A 21,290-nucleotide genomic window follows, 5' to 3' on the forward strand; every position below is an offset into this window, starting at 1 on the left:
AAAAAATGCCTTTCATTTCTGAAAGGCATTTTAACATAATTCAAATTAATCTAGAATTATGAAACTATAAATATTCCACCAATAGCAAGTACTTCATCCATAGTTAATGGTTCATCAAAAGCTTCCTGAACGGCTGGAGCTCCTCCAAAAGTAGGAAACAGTGTAGCAAGCTCTACACCACCTTGTACAGTGTTTGCTTCTCCTGCATAAATTGCGTTAAAAACATCTGGAAGACCGTTACTGGCAGCGGTACCACCGGTTACCCAACCTTTCTGGCCTCTCATCCTACGTACTTGGGAAGCATGTCTTGCCTCTACAGAGTGTACTTGCAAAGCAAAAGTCAATAAAGCATTATCGTTTGCCAATGCTCCAGCCTGACCTTTGAATGCTCTTACACCAGTATCTTCAAAACCTTGGGATAACGCCATAAAGGTTGGATAATCTCCAAAAGGATCTAAGTCTAAACCTCCTGGCGCACCTGTAAAATCAAAAGTTGGCTCAGCAATAGCTTCTTCACCTGAACCTTCTACAGCTGCTTTGAAAAAATCTACGTGAGAAGTTTCATGTTTTAATATTTGTGCAAAAACTGCACGATCTGCCTCAGGGATAAGCCCATCGGTATCCATTGCTATTTGGTAGTAATTACGCTCCAAGTATTCTAAAGTTAAAGCAAAGTTTAACACTTCTGTTGGAGTCGCTTGGAATGCTGCAGCAGACATTGATGCAGTTGCAGCTTTTGCTTTGCTACTGGTAGCGGCTAATGCAAAAGGAATAGATGCCAAAGCAATATTCTTACTTGTATTCTTAAATTGACTGATAGAGCCTCTTCTAGAACTTTTTGTATTTAAAAGCTCTTCATTAGAAAGGTTATCTAATATTTTTAATAAATTCATTTCTTTTCGTTTTAAATTGATAAATTAATTATGAGGTTGGTAATTGATCTGCTGTGAATGGAGTTGTAACAAATCCTGTGTTTCCAACTGCAGCAAGAACCTCACTTGGCGGTAATGCTTTGTCATAGGCCAGTCCAGTTCCCCCTTCGTTCACCAAGATGCCATCTCTAGCAAAATCTGCAGAACCTGGGTTTATTAAATCTGCGAATGCAGAAGCATGTCTTGCTTCAACAGAAACAATTTTTCCTGCAAGCAATAAATAGGTACCGCCCATTGGTGCAGTCACGTCAATTAACTGACCTGCTCCATTATATGCAGATACTCCTGTATCTTCTAATACTAAAGATGTACCAAGCACAGAAGCACGGCTGCTAAAATCAACACTGCTAAAATCAAATTCCAAATCTGGTAATATATCATTTGGAGCAACAGCTGTAATAGCTGTTTTAAAGAATTCACGGTGTATTATTTCGTGATACCAAACATCTTCAAGAAGTGTTTTTTCAGCTGAACCATCGGCCAAGCCTGTATAATAAGATCCTGCAACTACTTGAGTGTAAAATTCAGCTTCAAGTTGTTCAAGAGCATAGGCGTAATTTAAAATTCCCAAATTCCCGGCACCTAAGTCAAAAGCTTCTCCAGGTGGAGGAGTAATAGGGCCTGAACTGTCGTCGTCATTATTACATCCATATAAGAATAAGCTGGATCCAACAACTGCTAAACTTCCCATTTTTAGGAATTGTCTACGCGAGTTACTTTTTTTTGAGTGGGCTTCTGTAGAAACTTCCACTTTGATAACTGGTCTTTTCATAATTAAGTTTTCTAGATTATATCCAAACTTACGGGAGAAAGACAAATTCGGATTTAAACAGCGAGTTAATTTTTTCTTAAAGCAATTTTATAACTATTAATAATAGTTAAAATTTAGAAAAGTTTATGAGTATTAGCCATTCTCCAACAATTTTCGGCATCCCTTCTGAGACTGGTTTAAAGCATATTTATTTTTAAAAATCACTCAAATATATTCAGTTTACTTATTTTTAATTAACCAGCTCTATCATTATATGGGTTTTCATTACTTTTGATTTAAATTATCCAGTTTGAAAAAATCCATCTATTATATAGTTGCCTTATTGCTATGTTTTTGCTCCATTGGTAGCTTATATGCACAAACATCCAAAAAAATAGATTACACCAGTGACAGGACTTTAAAAGATGAAGTTAAATATCCCGGTGCCATTATCTTGAGCAAAGTGACCAATCAGGTTCATTTTATTCATGAAGGGATAGAGATATGGTGTGATCAGGCAATTCACTATGATGAAGCAAATTTTTTTAAAGCCTATGGAAATGTAAGGATGCAACAGGGAGATACTGTTACTATGCAAAGTAAGTATGCAGAGTATAATGGAACTACTCAGTTTGCCTTTGCGAGCGGTAATGTAAAAATGAGCCGACCCCAATCTTCTATAGAAACAGATACTTTATTCTTTGATAGAGTAAAACAACAAGCCTATTACAGGAGTGGCGGAACTGTTCGCGATACTGCCAGTGTCCTTACCAGTAGAATTGGTAGGTATTATATGGATCAGGATAAGTATTCATTCCTTAGTGATGTAAAAGTAACCAACCCTAAATACACTATAAATTCTCAGCAATTGGATTTCTATTCAGATAGTGGTGCTGCTTATTTATATGGACCAACAACTATAGTAAGTGAAACAAGCACTGTTTATTGTGAGCGTGGATTTTATGACACCAGAGGGGATGTTGGGTATTTTGTAAAAAATTCCAGAATAGATTATGAAAACAGAGTTCTTGAAGGAGACAGCTTATATTTTAATCGAGCTAAAAGTTTTGCTTCAGGCACAAACAATATTAAAGTAACCGATACTTTAAATAATAGTTTAATAACTGGTCATTATGCTGAATTCTATCGCGAAAAAGATTCTGTCTTTATAACCAAGCGTGCTTTAGCTGCTACAATTCAGGATAAGGATTCTATATTTATTCATAGTGACACGCTAATGATCACAGGAAAACCAGAAAACAGGATCGTAAGAGGTTTTTACAATGTTAAGCTCTTTAAAAGTGATATTAGCGGAAAAAGTGATTCTATTTATGTGAATCAGAAAAAAGGAATCACGAAGCTTTTAAATATTGGGAATGTGCCTTCAACGTCTGTTTCTAAAAAACGAACACCAGTAATTTGGTCAGATAATAACCAGATGACTGGAGATACCATTCATATTCTAAATAATCCTGTAACAGAAAAACTTGATTCTCTCAAGGTCTTTTATGATGCATTTCTTATTCAGAAAGATAGTATAGAAGGTTATAATCAAGTAAAAGGAAAAGAACTCACTGGATTATTTGTTAATAATGAGCTGTATCAGGTAGATATAATAAAAAATACGGAAACTATCTATTATAGCAGGAATGAGGAGAATGAATTGCTAGGAATTAATAAAACATTGTCTAGCTCTATAAAGATCCTTTTTGAAGATAAAACAATTCGAGACATCTATTATTACAAACAAGTAGACGGTACTCTTACGCCCCCTGAAGAATTTCCCTCAAATGCAAGAGAACTTCCCGGCTTTAATTGGCGTGGAGAAGAACAGTTATTAGAAAAATCTGATCTATTTAAAGGCGAAGAACCCCCAAAATTAACGAAGATCAAAGGCATACCCTTACCCGAGGAGCAAGAGGACTTCTTTGATGAAACTAACGGAGAACCATCCTTATTGAATGAGAATTCCAGATTAACTCCAGATGATCTAAAAGACACCAAAGTTGATAGTTTAGGAGTTCCTATAAAAAAAATTGATTCTCTTTTATTAGACAAGAAAAAAAAATTAGAGAAAAAGAAGAAATCTGGAAAAGGAACTACTAAAATTTAAGATAGTTGAAAGAAGATTTTTTAAAATATCAAGCGCAAACTACTCCGCATCCCTTAGCTATGGAAATATCTCATGCTAAAGGCTCCTATATTTATTCAATACAGGGAAAAAAGCATTTAGATTTTGTAGCCGGAGTTTCGGCATGCAGCTTAGGGCATTGTCATCCTCGTGTGGTAAACGCTATTAAAGATCAAGCCGAAAAATATTTACATGTGATGGTATATGGTGAATATGCCTTATCCCCTGCCGTTGCTTTAACCAAACTTCTCGCCAAGAAATTACCAAAATCTTTAAGCAAAACATATCTCACTAATTCTGGAACCGAAGCTATTGAAGGTGCTTTAAAATTAGCTAGAAGATCTACAGGAAGGTCTGAAATAATTGCAGCAAGAATGGCCTATCATGGAAACACAATGGGTTCCCTAAGTTTAATGAGCTTTGAAGAGCGGGTCGCTCCTTTTAGACCCCTTATTGGAGACGTTAGCTTCCTAAATTTTAATGCTGGAGAAGATTTTAAAAGCATTACAGAGAACACCGCAGCAGTAATACTAGAAACTATCCAAGGAGGTGCCGGATTTATAGTTCCCAAAAATAACTACTTACAAAAACTAAAATCACACTGTGAACAAGTTGGCACATTGTTGATCTTAGATGAGATCCAGCCAGGCTTTGGACGTACCGGTAAATTATTTGGATTTGAGCATTATAATATGGTTCCAGATATCTTGGTAATGGGAAAAGGCATGGGTGGCGGGCTGCCTATTGGCGCCTTTACTGCTTCAGAAAAAGTGATGGATACCCTAATGGACAATCCGAAATTGGGACATATCACCACTTTTGGAGGTAACCCTGTAATTGCCGCAGCAGCATTAGCTACTTTACAGGAGATTACAGAATCTGACCTTATGGCAGAGGCTCTTCAGAAGGAAAAATTATTCAGAGAGCTTCTTGTACACCCACTTATTAAAGAAATCCGTGGAATAGGACTTATGCTGGCTGTGATAACCACTTCAGAAGAAATGGCGACTACAATTATTTTGAAAGCACAAGAGAAAGGTCTAATTTTGTTTTGGCTTTTATTTAAAAAAACCGCCATTAGAATAACTCCTCCCTTAACAATTAATAATCAGGAAATTAAAGAAGGATGTGGCATTATTATTGACATTTTAAATGAAATTGAAAATCAATTCTAACTTGTTAATTACTTTGTTAAAAACAATATAAATACCCGTGCAGTATGAGTGTTATCTTTATAACTTTAATACTGTAGAAATCACGTAATCCCCAGTGTATGCAATTAAGTCATAACGAAGAAAACAATTTCTCACTTACCCGTTTTGAATCTATGCTAAAAACAAACGATGTGTTGTTTTTTGATTCAGAAGAATTTGAGGATATCATTCATCATTATTTAGAGAATGGTAAGATTGCATTGGCCAAGAAAGCCGTGAAATTAGGATTGGCCCAACACCCCACTTCTACGAATCTGAAACTATTTAGAGTTGAAATCCTTGTATTTGAGGATAAATTAGACTTAGCAGATGGTCTCTTGAACGAACTACATACTTTGGAGTCTTCCAATGAGGAGATTTTTATTCAGAAAGCCAATATTTTCTCCAAAAGAGATGATCACAAAAAGGCGATCCAAATGTTAGAACTTGCCCTTGAAATAACTCTAGATACCGCAGATGTTTATTCCTTATTAGGAATGGAATATTTATTCTTAGAAGATTTTGAAAATGCCAAGCAAAGCTTTATGCAATGTTTGGAGGCAGATGAAGAAGATTATTCTGCGCTATATAATATAATGTATTGTTTCGATTTTCTGGAGCAAAAAAATGAATCTATAGATTTTCTAAATGCGTTTCTTAACAAGAATCCATATTGCGAAGTTGCATGGCATCAAGTTGGAAAGCAATATTTTGACCTTAAACAATTAGATAAGGCTTTAATGGCATTTGATTTCGCCATAATTAGCGATGATTATTTTATTGGGGCTTACCTTGAAAAAGGAAAAGTCTTAGAGAAATTAGGTAGATATAATGAAGCAATAGAAAATTACAACATAACTTTAGATCTAGATGATCCCACCTCTTTTGCTTACTTAAGAATAGGTAAGTGCTTTGAGAAATTAGGCATGGACGAATATGCTTTGGAAAATTATTCCAAAACCGTTCATGAAGATCCTTTGTTAGATAAAGGATGGATTGCAATTACCGATTTTTATTTCAAGAAGAAGAATTATAAAAAAGCACTTTATTATATTAATAAAGCAATTAATATTGACGAGGAAAATGTACTTTATTGGAAGCGTTTTGCAAAGATCAATAGCAGGCTTAGTTTCTTTGAAGAAGCGGAACGCGGGTATCAAAAAACTATTGAGCTTGGTAATTACGAGCTGGAAACTTGGATAAGAAGGTGTGATATTCTTATTGGGTTGGGTGAGTACGAAACTGCTATTCAAAACTTAATGCAGGCAGTAGAATTTTATCCTGATTCTGCAGAAATCGAATATCGATTGGCAGGCTTATTTTTTAATTTAAATGAAGGCGACAAAGGATATTTCCATTTAAATAACGGGCTTAAATTAGATTCTGAATACTACATTATCATAGAGGAACTTTTCCCACAGATCTTCAGTAGAAAAAGCGTGAAAGAAATTATCAATTCTTACATAAAGACGTCCTAATTTTTTAATTACTTTTGAAAATAATTTTTTAATCCCTCAATGAGGGTTTAATTATGTGTCCCAATAGCGGTCGGGATGCCTAGAAATTTAAAAGTATTTTCTTCTCGAACTATCGGGAATATTTTTACGGGCTTGCCCCGAGGATCTTGATTATATAAAAATGCAAAGAAGCTTAAAAGATTACCTTACAATTACTCTTAAAGGAATGGCAATGGGTGCTGCAGATGTTGTGCCAGGAGTGTCTGGAGGAACTATTGCATTTATTACAGGCCTTTATCAGGAACTAATTACTACCATTAGTGGTATTAATTTAGGCCTTATTAAAACTTGGAAAGAGCAAGGTATTGTTGCGATGTGGAAAGAAGCCAATGGTTCTTTTATAGTTGCTCTTCTCTCTGGAATTTTGATCAGTATATTCACCGTAATGCGTTTGACCAATTATTTATTGGAAGCGCATCCAATTATGATCTGGTCCTTTTTCTTCGGACTTATTCTAGCAAGTATCTGGTATGTAGCTAAACAAATCCCTAAATGGAATTTTAAAATTGTTCTAGCCTTAATAATAGGTGCCGCAATTGCAGTTTACATTGTAACCTTACCTCCTATGGGGTCAAATACTAGTCTTTGGTTTTTATTCTTGGCTGGTTCCATTGCTGTTTGTGCTATGATTTTACCAGGTATCTCTGGAGCTTTTATATTGGTGCTTTTAGGATCTTATAAAACGATAACAGAAGCTGCCCACGATTTCGAGCTTAAAACCCTTGGTGTAGTTGCCTTAGGCGCTATCGTAGGACTTCTATCCTTTTCTCGTGTTTTAAAATGGCTTTTCGATCATTATAGTAGTATTACTTTAGCTGTTTTAACAGGATTTATAGCTGGCTCCTTAAATAAAATATGGCCTTGGAAAGAAGTTCTAGAATCTGAACAAATAGGTGAAAAAACAATCGTTATTAGGGATATGTCCGTATGGCCCACTAATTTTCAAGGCGAATCACATATAATTGCTGCTATTGCATTAATTCTTGCAGGATTTACTTTAATTCTTATCTTAGAGCGCGTAGCCAACCAAAAACCAATCGCTCAAAATGCAACAAACCAGGACCTTTAGTGACAAAGTATTTCTAGTACTTAAAGGTTTAGCTATGGGAGCCGCAAATAAGGTTCCCGGAGTTTCTGGCGGAGTTGTAGCATTTGTTGCCGGCTTTTACGAAGAATTTATATATTCCCTTCAAAAAATCAATTTTAAAGCTTTTAAACTGCTAATAAATGGCAGATTTAGAAGTCTCTATCATTACGTAAACGGGAAATTTCTAGGTCTTCTAATACTAGGAATGGTGATAAGCTATTTTAGTGTTTCCCAGTTGCTAGACTTTTTAATTGTTCATTTTGAGCTCTATGTTTGGGCTTCCTTTTTTGGGATGATCATAGGATCCATTTACTACATAAGTAAAGAATTCAAAAACTGGTCTAGACGAAGTATTACCTTTATGATGATGGGTGTTGTTGCAGGGATCGCAATCAGTTTTTTGGAGCCTGCCAGAGAAAATGATAATCTTTGGTTTGTTTTTATTTGCGGAATAATTGGCGTTTCGGGAATGACACTCCCAGGACTCTCCGGCTCTTTTATTCTAATCCTTCTAGGTAATTACGTGTTACTGCTGGTAAATTCTGTAAATGCCTTATATGATACCATAGGAGATATATTACTTATGGATTTCTCCTTTGTAGATAATTCGCAAAGAATACGTTTACTGCAGGTACTTGTGGTCTTTTCTTTAGGATCTTTAGCAGGACTCGTCTCGCTATCCCATCTATTAGGCTTCGTTCTTAAACGTTATAAAAAAGAAACCTATGCAGTTATCATCGGGTTTATCACTGGCTCTTTAGGGGTAGTTTGGCCTTGGAAAGAAAAGGTCTATAAGCTAAATGCTGAAGGCAACTTCAGGCTAGATATTCATGGAAATAAAGTACTTGATAATTATGACAGATATTTTCCAATATTTACTAGTTCAGAAACCTGGCTTGCGATCTTTTTCATTATAATTGGTGTTTTTATCGTCTTAGGTTTGGGTTGGTATGAAAATAGAAACAAAGCAGTATGAAAATTTTTGGACTCATTGGAAAGAATATAGATTATTCATTTTCCAAAACATATTTTAATCAGAAATTTTCTTCTGAAAAGATCGAGGCAATTTATAAAAACTTTGATCTCTCAGAGATAACCGAATTCCCAAAGCTTCTTAGAGACAATCCCGATATTAATGGTTTCAATGTCACTATCCCATACAAAGAGGCTATCATTCCTTTTTTAGATGAAATAGACGCTACTGCAAAAGAGATTGGAGCTGTAAATACAATTAAAATTAAGCCCGATGGAACATTAATTGGCTACAATACCGATTTTTTTGGTTTTTCTGAAGCTCTTAAACCGTATTTAAAACCACATCATACCAAAGCATTGATCTTAGGAACTGGAGGTGCTTCTAAGGCAGTTTCTTATGCACTTAAAAAATTAGGTGTTTTGACAACCTATGTTTCCAGAAATAAATCTTCTCACAATTTTATTTATTCAGAATTAACTCCAGCAATTTTAGAGGAATATACGCTGATTATTAACTGTACACCGCTGGGAACTTTTCCTAATATTGAGCAGTACCCACCTATCCCAACACAATTCCTTACTCCAAAACACTTAGTTTTTGATTTAATTTATAATCCCTCACATACAAATTTGATGAAACTTGCGTTAAATCAAAACGCGGAAGTTACAAACGGACTAGCTATGTTAGAGTCTCAGGCAGAAAAAGCTTGGAAAATATGGAATCAAAAATTTTAACACGTCTATTCTCTCAAGCTATAAAATGATATAAAACCTTGTTAGGTTTTTACGGAGTTGTTATCTTTCAGCAATTAATATTTTGACGAACCTTAACATTGAAAAATATGTCTCAGCAAGAAAATGAAAAAATGAAGAATGACGACTTCCCTAAAGAAGATAAAAACACTTCTGAAATAATTACTTCCGCTAGAGAAGAAACTACTTCAGATAAAAATAAGGAGAGTAAAGAAGATGAATCCAAAGAAAATTCATTTTTAGATTCTGACAAATCCGAACAAACTACTTCAGAAAAGGAAAAGTACGAATTGGAGAACGCAATGGTAGATGAAAGTGAAACTCTTGGCAAGTCCTCTGAAACTAAAGAAAAAGAACACGAACTTAGCAAAGATCAAGATCTGGAAGATGAAGAAGAAGAAACTCCGGTATCAACAGAAAAGAAAAGTGTTCAATCTGAATTTGAAGATTCTGTAGCCGAAGATAGCGAGGATGAAACAAATACAGAACGTCATGGAATTGAGAAGAAGGATTTTCATGCAATGACAAAAGAGGCCTTAGTAGCAGAACTGGAGCAACTTATAAAGTCTCAGAAAATTCAGGCAATCAAGGAGCATGTTGAAGAAATTAAAGCAGAGTTCAATGCTAAGTTCGATGAAGAATTAGAAGAGAAAAAAGAAGAATTTCTAGCCGATGGTGGAAATATTATAGATTTCCATTATTCTACACCAGTTAAAAAGGAGTTCAATTCTATATATTTTGATTATAAAGAAAAAAGAAACAAGTATTATCAGCAGCTAAAACAAGATCTTAATAAGAATCTAAATCTTAGGTTAGAGATCATAGAGGAGCTGAAAGGTCTTTTGGGAGTAGAAGAAAATATAAACACAACCTATAAACATTTCAAGGAATTACAGGACAAATGGCGTACTGCGGGTGCTGTTCCAAGAGATAAATACAATACGGTCTGGAACACTTACCATCACCACGTTGAGAATTTTTATGATTTCCTTCATCTCAACAGGGATTTTAGAGATATGGATTTTAAACATAATCTAGAACAAAAATTAAAGATCATAGACCGTGCAGAAGAGTTAACTCTTGAAACCGATACCAATCGTGCGTTAAGGGAATTACAAATGCTGCACAAAATGTGGAAGGAAGAACTTGGTCCTGTTGCAAAAGAATTTAGAGATGATATTTGGGATCGTTTTAGTGAAGCTACACGTAAGATTCATGATCTAAGGCAGTCTTATTATGATGATCTAGAAAAGTCATTTGAAAAAAATCTTGAGGTAAAACAAGAGATCATAGAAAAGTTAAAGACCATTGCAGAAACCAATTTTAGTTCTCACAGCCAATGGCAACAAAAAATAAAGGAGATAGAAGTTTTAAGACAATCCTTTTTTGATGCTGGTAAAGTTCCAAGAGAAAAGAATGAAGCCACTTGGAGTGCTTTTAAACAAGTAGTAAGACAATTTAATCGTAATAAGAATGCCTATTATAAATCCTTGAAAAAGGAGCAATATGAAAATCTCAATAAGAAAAAAGAGCTAATTCAGATTGCAGAAGATAATAAGGATAACGAAGATCTTAAGGCGACTATGCCTTTGATGAAAAAGATACAAACCGACTGGAAAAAGGTTGGACATGTGCCTAGGAAGGATAGTGATAAGGTTTGGAAACAGTTTAAAGCTGCTTGTAATCATTTTTTCGACAAACTTCATAAATCAAGTAATGAAGAAAATGAGGAAGAATCTAAAGCATTCGATCAGAAAAAAGAGTTGTTAGATTCTTTAAAATCTATGGAATTTGAGGGTGATAAGAAAAAAGATCTCCCTAAGATAAAAGCGGCTATAGAAGAATGGAAGAATATTGGAAAAGTACCTTATAATAAACGTTTTATTGAAGGGAAATTCAATAAAGTCCTGGATCAATTATTCTCTAAATTGGATGTAGATCATACCAAGGCTGAGATGATGAAATATGAAAACAAAATTCAGGCTATCAATGATTCCGATGACGAGAAAAAATTGCGAAATGAGCATTATTTCTTGAGCAAAAAAGTGGAAGAAACAAAGGCAGAGATCCGTCAGTTAGAGAACAACTTACAATTCTTTTCTAATGTAGATAACGATAATCCTCTAGTCCAGGCAGTTCACAAGAATATCGCAGAGCATAAAGAGCAATTAATTATCTGGAAAGAGAAATTACAAAAAGTGAAGTCTTTATATTAACAGAAAATTATTTTATAATTAAAAAGGCGAAGTTTCAAAACTTCGCCTTTTTGTTTTTAAGCCTATTTTTAAAGGGACTTAGCTTCTTCCCAAAAAACATCCATTTCTGCCAAACTCATATCGCGTAATGGCGTATTTCTTTCATGTGCTTTGCCTTCAAGATACTGAAAACGTTTTATAAACTTTTTATTAGTACGTTCTAAAGCATTTTCCGGGTTTATATTGAGGAATCTGGCATAATTGATCATAGAGAATAGCACATCACCAAATTCGGCCTCCATTTTATCTTTATCGGCTACATCCACCTCGTACTGTAGTTCCTCTAGTTCTTCCTTTAGTTTTTCAAAGACCTGTTGGGGTTCTTCCCAATCGAATCCTACACCGGCTACTTTCTCTTGAATTCTACTTGCCTTTACTAGGGAAGGCAAGGAAACAGGAACTCCTTCTAAAACACTTTTTTTACCCTCTTTTAGTTTTAGTTTTTCCCAATTCTGTTTTACCTCTTCTTCACTTGCTACTTTTACATCTCCATAAATATGTGGATGCCGTTCAATAAGCTTGTCACAGATACTATTTGTAACGTCAGCAATATCAAACTCACTTTTCTCGCTTCCAATCTTTGCATAAAACACAATATGCAAAAGAATATCGCCCAGTTCTTTCTTTATTTCCTCAGAATCATTGTCCAATATGGCATCGCCCAACTCGTATACTTCCTCTATGGTAAGATGCCGCAGAGACTTCATAGTTTGTTTTTTATCCCAAGGACATTCTGCCCGGAGCTCATCCATTATAGTTAAAAGTCTGTCTATAGCTTTTAATTGATCTTGTCTTGTATTCATAATGATGCTTTTTGTAAAAATACAATTGTGAATTTATTTCTGAAGAGAAATATTTCAATAAATAGCATAAAAAAGCAGCTTTAAAATATTTAAAGCTGCTTTTTTATAAGATTAAATCTGTAATTTATTCCTCCTCGCCAGAAGTAGTTTTTTCTTCTGAAGTTGCTTTATCTTTATCTTTCTCCTCTACAGAAAAATCGTTAAATCCATTACTGATCAATAAATTATACCATTGGATCACTTTTTTAATATCGCTTTGATATACTCTATCTGAATCGTAATCTGGTAAGACTTCAGAAAAATAAGCTTCTAATTCTTTCTTTGAAGCTTTTGCGCTTATTGCTTCTTTTCCATCTTCCTTTTCAAACATTTTCTGAAAAATAGTGCCTAAAGGAACTTCTTCAGTATATGTATAAATAGCGATCTCACTTAATAAGCTTACGTTATGCCGCACATTCACTGCGATCTTTTTCTGATCTATAATAGATTTAGCGATAAAACCACCTCTAGTCTGTGCTGATAACTCATATAATCCCGGTTTTCCGGAAATTGATAAAATTTTTTCTAAACCCATATTGTGTTATAAATTTTGGCTGACAAATATCACATCTCTGCTCTTAATATCAAAAGGATTAACGTCCTTTTTTCATAAGTGGAAAATGCATTCTATAATCAGCATGTACTTTTCCTTTTGAGATATTTGTCAATTTTCCTTTAATTAAACGTTTTTTTAGACTGGATAGTTTATCTGTAAACAAGATTCCTTCAATATGATCATATTCATGCTGAATTACCCTTGCTCCTATTCCTTCGAATGTCTTTGTATAAGATTTAAAATTCTCATCCAAATATTCGATTGTAATGTTAGGTTTTCTAAAAACATCTTCCCTAACATCTGGGATGCTTAAGCAACCCTCATTGAATGCCCACTCTTCCCCTTCTTCAGCAATGATCTTTGGATTGATAAAAACCATTTTCATTTCTGCGAGTTGTGCATTTTCTTCTTCACTAATATTTTCGTCATCTGCAAATGGTGAAGCATCTATTATAAACAATCGAATAGCTTTATTTACTTGCGGTGCTGCTAAACCAACTCCGGCGGCCTCATACATGGTTTCCCACATGTTTGCAATAAATTCTTTTAATTTTGGATAATCTTCTGAGATCTCAATTCCCTTCTTCCTTAACACAGGATCTCCGTAGGCTATAATGGGTAAAATCATTTTAAAATAAATATTGAAAGTTTGATATTGAATTTTTAAGAATATAAATAAGACTGTAAAATTATGGTTGCGCTTATTTCGTCTACTAAGGCCTTATTTTGTCGTTTTTTCTTTTTTAGTCCGCTATCTATCATGGTTTTAACTGCCATTTTTGATGTAAAGCGTTCGTCCACTCTTTTTAATTGCATCACTGGAAACTTCAGCGTAAACTTTTTGATAAATTCTAAAATTGCAACTTCACTTTGCGAAGCAGAATTATCCATTTGCTTAGGTTCCCCTATAAGAACTAATTCTACATTTTCTGAAAGAAAATAAGATTCCAAAAACTTCATTAACTCTCTAGTATCAACAGTAGTGAGACCTGAAGCTATAATTTTCATTTCATCAGAAACTGCAATGCCCGTACGTTTTGTACCATAATCCAAGGCTAAAATTCTTGCCATAGTAAATTTTAAGCAAAGGTAAGGTTTATATCCCTATGCATCCAAAAATTGGTGTGAAGCAGTTATATTTGCTAAAAACTATATACCATGCAATCATTAGAAACTCAAATATCAGAAGCCTGGGAAAACAGGGAGCTATTAAAAGAAGAATCCACGATAAATGCCATTAGGAAAGTGATCAATCTTTTGGATGAAGGAGAATTAAGAGTCGCTGAGCCTACAGCTAAGGGTTGGCAGGTTAATGAATGGGTTAAAAAAGCGGTTGTGCTTTACTTCCCTATTCAAAAAATGGAAACTTTAGAAGCAGGGATTTTTGAATATCATGATAAAATGCCCCTTAAGAGAGGATATAAAGAAAAAGGAATTCGTGTAGTACCAAATGCGGTTGCGAGACATGGTGCCTATATTTCTAGTGGAGTGATCTTAATGCCGAGTTATGTAAATATTGGTGCTTATGTAGATGAAGGAACTATGGTAGATACTTGGGCAACTGTTGGTAGTTGTGCTCAGATTGGTAAGTTTGTTCATTTAAGCGGTGGAGTTGGAATTGGAGGAGTTCTTGAACCTCTACAAGCAGCCCCGGTGATTATTGAAGACAATGCTTTTATTGGTTCGCGTTGTATCGTGGTAGAAGGAATAAGAGTAGAAAAAGAAGCTGTTCTAGGAGCAAATGTAGTACTTACAGGTTCCACTAAGATCATAGATGTTACAGGAACAGAACCTAAAGAAATTAAAGGATATATTCCTTCCAGATCTGTAGTGATCCCGGGAAGCTATACCAAGAAATTTCCTGCAGGTGAATTTCAGGTTCCATGTGCATTAATCATCGGAAAAAGAAAAGAGAGCACTAATAAAAAGACGTCTTTAAATGATGCTTTGAGAGAATATAATGTAGCTGTTTAAATAAAGAGGTTTTCCTCAAAAAATTCCCCAATGAAAATATTAGTGATTCAACAGAAAATGATAGGAGATGTCTTAACATCTTCTATACTCTTTGAAGCACTTAGAAATGAATATCCCAATGCAGAATTACATTATCTGGTTTATGCCCATACTACACCCGTGCTGGAGCATAATCCGTTTATAGATAAGATCCTTCATTTTGATGAAAACACCAAAAAAGCGATTCAATTCACCTCTTTTCTGAAAGAGGTGAAAAAGGAGAAATATGATGCTGTGATAGATGTTTACGCTAAGTTGGGATCTGCAATCACCTCTAAATATTCCAGAGCAAGTATTCGAGTTTCTTTTAAAAAGTGGTACACAAAGCCCTTTCATACCCATCATTTCAGTAGAAATATCACATCACAAACCAACGCAGGACCAGCGATAGAAAAGCGCTTAAGGATGTTAGAACCTATTCTAAAAAACATTCCTAAGGAAATTAAGCCCAAGATTTACTTAACGGAAAAGGAAAGATCAAATGCCAAGGAAAGCTTAGCTTCAGCAGGAATTGTTGATGGTAAATTATTATTGATGATCTCTGTATTGGGAAGCACCGATTCTAAAACATTCCCTTTTAAGTATTTAGCTGAAATTTTAGATCTAATAGCAGCAAAAACAGATGCACAATTCCTTTTCAATTATATTCCAAAACAAAAAGAAGATGCATTAAAAGTTTATGAGCTGTGTAATGCTCACACTCAAAAATCGATTTTTTTAAAGAGCTTTGGACACGATCTCAGAGAATTTCTGGCACTAACCTCTCATTGTGATGCCTTAATAGGAAATGAGGGCGGTGCTGTAAATATGGCCAAGGCCTTAAATGTTCCTACCTTTGCGATATTCTCACCAGGAGTTCCTAAAGAAAACTGGAGTATGTATGAAAATGGTACAACAAATATTTCTGTTCACATAAAAGATTATCACCCAGAGTTGTTTGATAAGTACTCCGCTAAAGAAGTGAAACAGAAATCAAAAGAATTGTATAATCTATTTCAGCCTTCCTATTTTGAAAAGAAACTATTAAATTTCATAACCCCTTATCAGTAAATGAATTATCGTTTTTTAATTTATATAAGTCATACTTACGCATTGCCTATAGGTGGTCCACTTCAAAAAGAAATTTTGGGGCAAGGATATGAAGTGAAGTGGTTTTCAGATCAAGAATATACCAAAGCATATTTTCCGGAACAAGGAGATCTGCTAGATTCTATAGAAGATGTGATTTCTTATAAACCGGATATTGTATTAACAATTACCGATAGTTTGGCAGATTTTATACCAGGAATAAAAGTGCAGGTTTTTCACGGGTTTTTAGCGAATAAACATAGTTTTAAAAAAGGCCATTTCAGAATTAGAGGATTCTTTGATCTTTATTGTACCCAAGGACCTTCTACCACAGGACCTTTCAAAGAATTACAGAAACAACACAAGCATTTTGAAGTGATAGAAACAGGATGGTCTAAAGTAGACCCATTGTTCCCTATACAGAGGAATTCTACCGAAAAACCAGTAATATTGATCTCCTCTACCTTCTCTCCTAAATATAGTTTAACATATGACGAAGAGGTAGTAAATGAAATTGAACGATTATCTAAAATAGGAAAGTGGGAATTCAAGGTTGTTTTGCATCCAAAATTGGCTAAGGATAAGATTGAAATTTTCAAAGATATGCAGAATGAAAATCTAACCTATTACGATACCACAGATATAGTACCCCTCTTTAAAAAGGCAGATATAATGTTTTCTGACACAACCTCGGCTATTACAGAATTTATTCTTCAGCAGAAACCAGTAGTGACTTTTAAAAACAATAAACCCGGTGAACATTTTATTGATATTGCTGAAGTTTCTAAAATTGAAGATGCCATTACCAAAGCTTTAAGCAGACCGCGACCTGTAATGGTAGCAATTCAGAATTATATTGATGTTACACATCCTTATTCCGATGGGAAATCCAGCCAACGAGTAATAAATACATGTATTGAGTTTTTAAATAGCGATAGATCTAATCTGAAAAAAAAACCTCTTAATTTGATTAGGAAATTCAAAGTGAGAAAACAGCTAAATTATTTCAAATTATAAATTAAGATAATTCAGCTGCTGAAATTGGCTACTAGTTTAGATAGCTATTTTTTGTAGACACCAATAAAAGTTTTAAGATCTTTATAGTGTCGCTTAGAAGTAAACTTCAATCTATTTTTAAAGCTCAAAAATCTCCACGAATTAAAGCTGATTAAACTTTCAATAATCTCTGCAGTTCTTTCCTTTGAAATATGGAATTCATAAAGTTTTATAGGGTTTACATTACCGTAACCAGAAAATCTGTTCACCTTATTTTTGGAGTGAATAACACTTAACCAAAGTCTCTGATTTTTAATTTTGGTCATGTTTTTCTCATACTTCCAGGAACCATGACGTTCTCTAAACCAAACTGTCTTAAAATCATCCTTCTTTTCTATAAGACTAATAAAAGGATTATTCAATTTCATTAGAACACCTAAACTGGTGTTTTTTCCTGTTTCCAAAGTATAGCCATCAATTATATCGAGTGCGTGATGATCCTGTTTTTCAAAATAACTTTGGATAACCTCTGTGTAATTTTCGTGGATACAATCGTCATTATCTAAACGAGAGGTAATAATGTATTCTTCGGAATCGAATTCTTTTATATTCTTAACGATTTCCGGCAAAAAGTTAGTCATCCCATCAATAAAAAAGGGTAAAAAATTCTCGTAAGACTTTCTATATTCTTCCACTTTTTGCTTGTAAACCTCCGGTGTATTAGTATCAAAAAAGACTAACTGTAAAGTTTCACTACAATGTTGATGGCATTTCATCCCTTTCGGGGTTTTCTTTGAAGGCGTAGCCGAAAAAGAAAACCCCGAAAGGGTCAGATAAAAAAGTTGATTATTTTTGTTTTACCACAAATAAAAATAATTATGCAACAAATCTATCATTTCAATGCCACTACGAATATAAATATTCGTACCCAAATTCAAACCAATTCTGCTACAAATTCCGAATTGGCATCAAGGTTCAACGTTTCCAAACAAACTATTTCAAAATGGAAAAACAGGGATTTCGTCCAAGATGTTTCCTGTGCGCCCCATAACATTATATATGCTTTGACCGATTTGGAAAAAGCGCTTGCCATAAGTTTGAGGAGTTCCACGTGGCTACCCATTGATGAGGTCTGGGAATCTTTGTTGGAGGGTAACCCGGCAATTTCAAGAAGTTCTGTCTACCGTTGTTTTGTGAAGGAAAACATCAATAAAGTACCTCAGGAAAAGAGGGATATTGCCAAAAAATTCAAAGCCTACAAACCAGGGTACCTACATATAGATGTAACCTATTTGCCCAAATTCGAAGGGCAGTCATATTATTTATTTGTGGCAATAGATAGGGCCACCAGGACTATGTTCTATGAGGTCTATGAAAACAAAAAGGCTGAGAGCACAGAAGATTTCATGGACAAATACCTGGATTTCTTTCCGGTCCATATCAGTCATATCTTAACCGACAATGGACTTGAATTCACCAACAGGCTTATTATGTCCAAAAAAGGAAAACTTTGTGACAAGCCTTCTAAAATGGATGTGAAATGCATGAAGAACAACATTGAACATAGGCTTACAAAACCAGCAACACCAAAAACGAACGGTATGGTGGAAAGAGCCAACGGAACGATTAAAAACAATACCATCCTAAAAATAAAATATCAAAACAAACAGCAGATGGGGAAGGATATGATGGAGTTCCTGTGCTACTATAATTTGTACAGGAGGCATGGTTCTTTGAGAAAAGAACTTAATGTGAAAACTCCTTTTCAAGCAGTTGAAAAATGGTACAAAATAGAACCTGAATTATTTAAAACAACACCCAATGAATTTAAAAATAAAATCCTAAGTTTACAATCTGATCTTAATCAACTTACATCAACAACCTTGTGAAACTCGACAACTAACCATTTAAAGTTTTGATTGGTTTGATTCCTTACAGAACTAAAGCAATAGTTTTCAAAAAGGTCAAAACGCTCTTCTAACCATTCTTCTGTAAGCACTTTTTCATTATTTTTTGTGGTAGTCCAGTCTTCAGCCCTCAAGTTAAAGCGGGTAAGAATATAATGTTGGAACATAACTTTTATTTATAAAATAGATTTTTGTTTTCTTTTAAGACCTCTCAGAAACTAAGCTCTCGTGCATAACATTATAATTTGAATTTTTTCTTCAACCTTTTTTTTCTGAGATGGTTCTCCTGAAATTTATTGGTATAGAACCACATTTTATCAAATACTTCGCTACTATCCTTTTCAATAAATTTCGAATATTCGTTTGCCATAACTTCCACCATTTCCTTTTTTGGAGTTAAACGGGAAAAGTTTTTCATGCGATCATCAAAATTCATTTGTTTAAAATTCATCCTATTCAAATCTACAAGAAAGAAATCATAAGAATTCTCTTTAATCTGAATAAGCGTGTTTCCAGGAGAGTGGTCTAAAAATTCTATTTGATTTTCATGAAGTTTATAGGTGAACCGGGTAAAGGCACGCAATATCTGCTCATGATCCTCAAATTCTGGATTAGTAACTAGCTCCCTGTAAGTTAGGTCGTATTCCAAATGTTCACTTATATAATAACTCTCATTAAAAAGGACAGATGAGTTATTTTCAGCATAAGCGATAGGAAGCGGTGTACCAATATTTTTAGATATTAAAGTTTGGGCATAATCAAAAGATCTCTCTGCTTTAGATTTTCTTAAAAACCTATAAACTAACATATTAATTGCATTTGGGATTTTAAAGGATTTAATATTAATGACCATTCCGTCAAGATCAAAAAGTTTTATTTTATTTCTAGCACCTTTCCCTATCAATGTTCCCAAATGATCAAAATTTTCTAAATAAGATAAGATTTTCCTCTTTTGATTCTCGAAAAGCGGCGCTAATTTAATTTTCATAAAACTGAGTCTTATACATTTACAACAACAATTAAACTAAATATACTATTACTATAAAATCTTGCTATAATGCTCATAGGTCTTTTGTACAAACTTTTTTTCTGTAAAATTATTTAGAAATAAATTATAAGCACACTTAACCATTTGTTCCCCAATACACCTATCATCTTTTAATTTAGAAATACTTTCACCTAAATCTTTAAAATCTCCAACTTCAGCTACATAAGCATGTTCACCATTAGAAACACAGTCATCAACTATCCCTACTCTAGTGGTTACAACAGGAATCTTGTGTTTAAAGGATTCTAAAATAACCGTAGGACCTCCCTCCCTTTCAGAAGTCATTAAAAAAACATTAAATTGAGGGTGAAGCGTGTGTGTGTTTTCAGAGAATCCTAGAAATGAAATATAGGCCTCTAAATTGTATTCTTTTACTTTTTCTCTTAAAGATTCTGTCCTTTTTGTAAAATATCCGATTTGGACTAAGTGAAGGTCTTTAATGTTTAAATCGTTCACAAGGTAATTGAGCGTTTCTACTAATAAGCTCAAATTTTTTGCTTTTGTATGATTAGCAATATTACCAATTATAAAAGTAGAAGGCTCAAGACCTAATGACTCCCTCAAGTCTGTTTCAACAGAACTTTTATATACATTTTCCGTTACCCCATCACAAATAACGGTAAGTTTATGATAATTCTTTGAATTGAGGACAGCTTTAAAATGTTCTTTCACGTATTCAGAAACACAAACGATACTATCAACTCCTTTATAATTATATTTAATCTTGCTCAAAAAACTTATTTTACTACTTACAGCTTTTTTTGAAAAAATCACTTTTACACCTAGATTGTGAAAAATATCTGTTACAACATACCCCGTCAAACTGGCACTGGTGTGAAGATGAATTAAGTCTATTTTTTGCGTTGAAACTATCTCTTTTAAAAATTTTATATAATTTTTGGATAAATGACTGCTCTTAGGAATAGATAATATCGCTATATCTGTTTGCTCAAGCTTTTCAATTAATGGTGAATTATTAAAACAAAAAAGACTTTGATTAACCTCAAAATTTTGGAGACCAATAATCAAAGATAGTAATTGTTGTTCATTACCTCCCCAAACATCGGCTCCAGAAACGTGCAAAATATTCATCCAATTAATTTTAAGCCAAAATTAAACATTTTGATCTAATTACCTTCTCAAGAGAACAGAAAGGTCGAGTTACCTGAGTATTGAAAAATACAGTCAATATGATTATATTATGTATTTTTACGCAATAATTTATTTTTTAAAAGTGAACTTTTCCGAACTTAAATATGCATAGAT

At 34.1% G+C, this 21,290-nt stretch carries 21 protein-coding genes; 11 read left to right on the forward strand and 10 right to left on the reverse strand.

Features of this window, described 5'->3' with window-relative positions; all coding sequences use genetic code 11:
* Nucleotides 1-56: 56 nt before the first annotated feature.
* Together H033_RS0114765 and H033_RS0114770 are read right to left on the reverse strand one after the other, a co-directional pair.
* Nucleotides 57-893 carry a ferritin-like domain-containing protein gene (locus tag H033_RS0114765; protein ID WP_026839000.1) on the reverse strand — a complete coding sequence of 279 codons (837 nt, stop codon included), beginning with the start codon at nucleotides 891-893 and terminating at the stop codon, nucleotides 57-59.
* A 28-nt stretch (nucleotides 894-921) separates the two neighbouring features.
* Nucleotides 922-1,704, reverse strand: a complete 783-nt coding sequence (locus tag H033_RS0114770; RefSeq protein WP_026839001.1) for a ferritin-like domain-containing protein — start codon at nucleotides 1,702-1,704, stop codon at nucleotides 922-924.
* A 289-nt stretch (nucleotides 1,705-1,993) separates the two neighbouring features.
* On the opposite strand from H033_RS0114770, the gene H033_RS20370 reads away from it, so the two are divergent.
* The 7 genes from H033_RS20370 to H033_RS0114805 all read left to right on the forward strand — a co-directional run bounded on the left by H033_RS20370 (nucleotide 1,994) and on the right by H033_RS0114805 (nucleotide 11,555).
* On the forward strand, nucleotides 1,994-3,796 hold the full coding sequence (locus H033_RS20370) for an OstA-like protein (RefSeq protein WP_410503529.1): 1,803 nt from the start codon (nucleotides 1,994-1,996) through the stop codon (nucleotides 3,794-3,796).
* 5 nt (nucleotides 3,797-3,801) lie between these two features.
* Nucleotides 3,802-4,989: an aspartate aminotransferase family protein gene (locus tag H033_RS0114780; RefSeq protein ID WP_026839002.1), complete on the forward strand. Its 1,188-nt coding sequence runs from the start codon at nucleotides 3,802-3,804 to the stop codon at nucleotides 4,987-4,989.
* Nucleotides 4,990-5,087: 98 nt separating this feature from the next.
* On the forward strand, nucleotides 5,088-6,485 hold the full coding sequence (locus H033_RS0114785; protein ID WP_026839003.1) for a tetratricopeptide repeat protein: 1,398 nt from the start codon (nucleotides 5,088-5,090) through the stop codon (nucleotides 6,483-6,485).
* A 160-nt stretch (nucleotides 6,486-6,645) separates the two neighbouring features.
* On the forward strand, nucleotides 6,646-7,593 hold the full coding sequence (locus H033_RS0114790; protein WP_026839004.1) for a DUF368 domain-containing protein: 948 nt from the start codon (nucleotides 6,646-6,648) through the stop codon (nucleotides 7,591-7,593).
* Nucleotides 7,571-8,587: a DUF368 domain-containing protein gene (locus H033_RS0114795; protein ID WP_026839005.1), complete on the forward strand. Its 1,017-nt coding sequence runs from the start codon at nucleotides 7,571-7,573 to the stop codon at nucleotides 8,585-8,587. Before H033_RS0114790 ends, H033_RS0114795 begins: the two co-directional genes overlap by 23 nt.
* Nucleotides 8,584-9,321 carry a shikimate dehydrogenase family protein gene (locus H033_RS0114800; protein WP_026839006.1) on the forward strand — a complete coding sequence of 246 codons (738 nt, stop codon included), beginning with the start codon at nucleotides 8,584-8,586 and terminating at the stop codon, nucleotides 9,319-9,321. The genes H033_RS0114795 and H033_RS0114800 overlap by 4 nt, the downstream gene beginning before the upstream one ends.
* A gap of 107 nt (nucleotides 9,322-9,428) precedes the next feature.
* Entirely contained in the window at nucleotides 9,429-11,555 is a 2,127-nt protein-coding gene (locus tag H033_RS0114805; RefSeq protein WP_026839007.1) for a DUF349 domain-containing protein, read from the forward strand.
* Nucleotides 11,556-11,623: 68 nt separating this feature from the next.
* Here the strand turns inward: H033_RS0114805 and mazG are convergent, their stop codons facing one another.
* From mazG to ruvX, 4 genes are all read right to left on the reverse strand, one after another.
* The gene (mazG, locus tag H033_RS0114810; RefSeq protein ID WP_026839008.1) at nucleotides 11,624-12,397 is read right to left on the reverse strand and encodes a nucleoside triphosphate pyrophosphohydrolase; all 774 of its coding nucleotides are present in this window, start codon (nucleotides 12,395-12,397) and stop codon (nucleotides 11,624-11,626) included.
* A gap of 124 nt (nucleotides 12,398-12,521) precedes the next feature.
* Nucleotides 12,522-12,971 carry a DUF5606 domain-containing protein gene (locus H033_RS0114815; protein ID WP_026839009.1) on the reverse strand — a complete coding sequence of 150 codons (450 nt, stop codon included), beginning with the start codon at nucleotides 12,969-12,971 and terminating at the stop codon, nucleotides 12,522-12,524.
* Nucleotides 12,972-13,029: 58 nt separating this feature from the next.
* The gene (def, locus tag H033_RS0114820; protein ID WP_026839010.1) at nucleotides 13,030-13,620 is read right to left on the reverse strand and encodes a peptide deformylase; all 591 of its coding nucleotides are present in this window, start codon (nucleotides 13,618-13,620) and stop codon (nucleotides 13,030-13,032) included.
* A gap of 35 nt (nucleotides 13,621-13,655) precedes the next feature.
* Nucleotides 13,656-14,063 carry a Holliday junction resolvase RuvX gene (gene ruvX / locus H033_RS0114825; protein WP_026839011.1) on the reverse strand — a complete coding sequence of 136 codons (408 nt, stop codon included), beginning with the start codon at nucleotides 14,061-14,063 and terminating at the stop codon, nucleotides 13,656-13,658.
* Between the two features lie 87 nt (nucleotides 14,064-14,150).
* On the opposite strand from ruvX, the gene H033_RS0114830 reads away from it, so the two are divergent.
* From H033_RS0114830 to H033_RS0114840, 3 genes are read left to right on the forward strand one after another with little or no spacing between them, the layout of a single operon-like run.
* The gene (locus tag H033_RS0114830; RefSeq protein WP_026839012.1) at nucleotides 14,151-14,966 is read left to right on the forward strand and encodes a 2,3,4,5-tetrahydropyridine-2,6-dicarboxylate N-succinyltransferase; all 816 of its coding nucleotides are present in this window, start codon (nucleotides 14,151-14,153) and stop codon (nucleotides 14,964-14,966) included.
* A 30-nt stretch (nucleotides 14,967-14,996) separates the two neighbouring features.
* Entirely contained in the window at nucleotides 14,997-16,055 is a 1,059-nt protein-coding gene (locus H033_RS0114835; protein WP_026839013.1) for a glycosyltransferase family 9 protein, read from the forward strand.
* Nucleotides 16,056-17,090 (forward strand): CDP-glycerol glycerophosphotransferase, encoded by a 1,035-nt coding sequence (locus H033_RS0114840; RefSeq protein ID WP_026839014.1) that lies wholly within the window; start codon nucleotides 16,056-16,058, stop codon nucleotides 17,088-17,090.
* A 44-nt stretch (nucleotides 17,091-17,134) separates the two neighbouring features.
* On the opposite strand, the gene H033_RS20375 is transcribed toward H033_RS0114840, so the two are convergent.
* Nucleotides 17,135-17,845: a glycosyltransferase gene (locus H033_RS20375; protein ID WP_051227976.1), complete on the reverse strand. Its 711-nt coding sequence runs from the start codon at nucleotides 17,843-17,845 to the stop codon at nucleotides 17,135-17,137.
* A 102-nt stretch (nucleotides 17,846-17,947) separates the two neighbouring features.
* On the opposite strand from H033_RS20375, the gene H033_RS0114850 reads away from it, so the two are divergent.
* Nucleotides 17,948-18,958, forward strand: coding sequence for a DDE-type integrase/transposase/recombinase (locus H033_RS0114850; RefSeq protein WP_026839015.1), 1,011 nt, complete (start codon nucleotides 17,948-17,950; stop codon nucleotides 18,956-18,958).
* Here H033_RS0114850 and H033_RS20380 read toward each other — a convergent pair.
* The 3 genes from H033_RS20380 to H033_RS21060 form a co-directional block, all read right to left on the reverse strand.
* Nucleotides 18,934-19,143 (reverse strand): glycosyltransferase, encoded by a 210-nt coding sequence (locus tag H033_RS20380; RefSeq protein WP_051227980.1) that lies wholly within the window; start codon nucleotides 19,141-19,143, stop codon nucleotides 18,934-18,936. The genes H033_RS0114850 and H033_RS20380 overlap by 25 nt on opposite strands.
* A 71-nt stretch (nucleotides 19,144-19,214) precedes the next feature.
* The gene (locus tag H033_RS0114860; RefSeq protein WP_026839016.1) at nucleotides 19,215-19,964 is read right to left on the reverse strand and encodes a lipopolysaccharide kinase InaA family protein; all 750 of its coding nucleotides are present in this window, start codon (nucleotides 19,962-19,964) and stop codon (nucleotides 19,215-19,217) included.
* A 51-nt stretch (nucleotides 19,965-20,015) separates the two neighbouring features.
* Entirely contained in the window at nucleotides 20,016-21,116 is a 1,101-nt protein-coding gene (locus H033_RS21060; RefSeq protein ID WP_051227983.1) for a glycosyltransferase family 4 protein, read from the reverse strand.
* Nucleotides 21,117-21,290 lie beyond the last annotated feature (174 nt).

Origin of the sequence: Gillisia sp. JM1, from assembly GCF_000424645.1 — a bacterium.
GTDB lineage: Bacteria > Bacteroidota > Bacteroidia > Flavobacteriales > Flavobacteriaceae > Gillisia.

Coding starts and splice junctions, on each gene's coding strand:
- H033_RS20375 (WP_051227976.1), bottom strand. CDS start 17,845: ATGAAATGCCATCAACATTGTAGTGAAACTTTACAGTTAGTCTTTTTT.
- H033_RS0114795 (WP_026839005.1), top strand. CDS start 7,571: ATGCAACAAACCAGGACCTTTAGTGACAAAGTATTTCTAGTACTTAAA.
- def (WP_026839010.1), bottom strand. CDS start 13,620: ATGATTTTACCCATTATAGCCTACGGAGATCCTGTGTTAAGGAAGAAG.
- H033_RS21060 (WP_051227983.1), bottom strand. CDS start 21,116: ATGAATATTTTGCACGTTTCTGGAGCCGATGTTTGGGGAGGTAATGAA.
- H033_RS0114800 (WP_026839006.1), top strand. CDS start 8,584: ATGAAAATTTTTGGACTCATTGGAAAGAATATAGATTATTCATTTTCC.
- H033_RS0114815 (WP_026839009.1), bottom strand. CDS start 12,971: ATGGGTTTAGAAAAAATTTTATCAATTTCCGGAAAACCGGGATTATAT.
- mazG (WP_026839008.1), bottom strand. CDS start 12,397: ATGAATACAAGACAAGATCAATTAAAAGCTATAGACAGACTTTTAACT.
- H033_RS0114835 (WP_026839013.1), top strand. CDS start 14,997: ATGAAAATATTAGTGATTCAACAGAAAATGATAGGAGATGTCTTAACA.
- H033_RS0114790 (WP_026839004.1), top strand. CDS start 6,646: ATGCAAAGAAGCTTAAAAGATTACCTTACAATTACTCTTAAAGGAATG.
- H033_RS0114765 (WP_026839000.1), bottom strand. CDS start 893: ATGAATTTATTAAAAATATTAGATAACCTTTCTAATGAAGAGCTTTTA.
- H033_RS0114785 (WP_026839003.1), top strand. CDS start 5,088: ATGCAATTAAGTCATAACGAAGAAAACAATTTCTCACTTACCCGTTTT.
- H033_RS0114770 (WP_026839001.1), bottom strand. CDS start 1,704: ATGAAAAGACCAGTTATCAAAGTGGAAGTTTCTACAGAAGCCCACTCA.
- H033_RS0114860 (WP_026839016.1), bottom strand. CDS start 19,964: ATGAAAATTAAATTAGCGCCGCTTTTCGAGAATCAAAAGAGGAAAATC.
- ruvX (WP_026839011.1), bottom strand. CDS start 14,063: ATGGCAAGAATTTTAGCCTTGGATTATGGTACAAAACGTACGGGCATT.
- H033_RS20380 (WP_051227980.1), bottom strand. CDS start 19,143: ATGTTCCAACATTATATTCTTACCCGCTTTAACTTGAGGGCTGAAGAC.
- H033_RS0114805 (WP_026839007.1), top strand. CDS start 9,429: ATGTCTCAGCAAGAAAATGAAAAAATGAAGAATGACGACTTCCCTAAA.
- H033_RS0114840 (WP_026839014.1), top strand. CDS start 16,056: ATGAATTATCGTTTTTTAATTTATATAAGTCATACTTACGCATTGCCT.
- H033_RS0114830 (WP_026839012.1), top strand. CDS start 14,151: ATGCAATCATTAGAAACTCAAATATCAGAAGCCTGGGAAAACAGGGAG.
- H033_RS0114850 (WP_026839015.1), top strand. CDS start 17,948: ATGCAACAAATCTATCATTTCAATGCCACTACGAATATAAATATTCGT.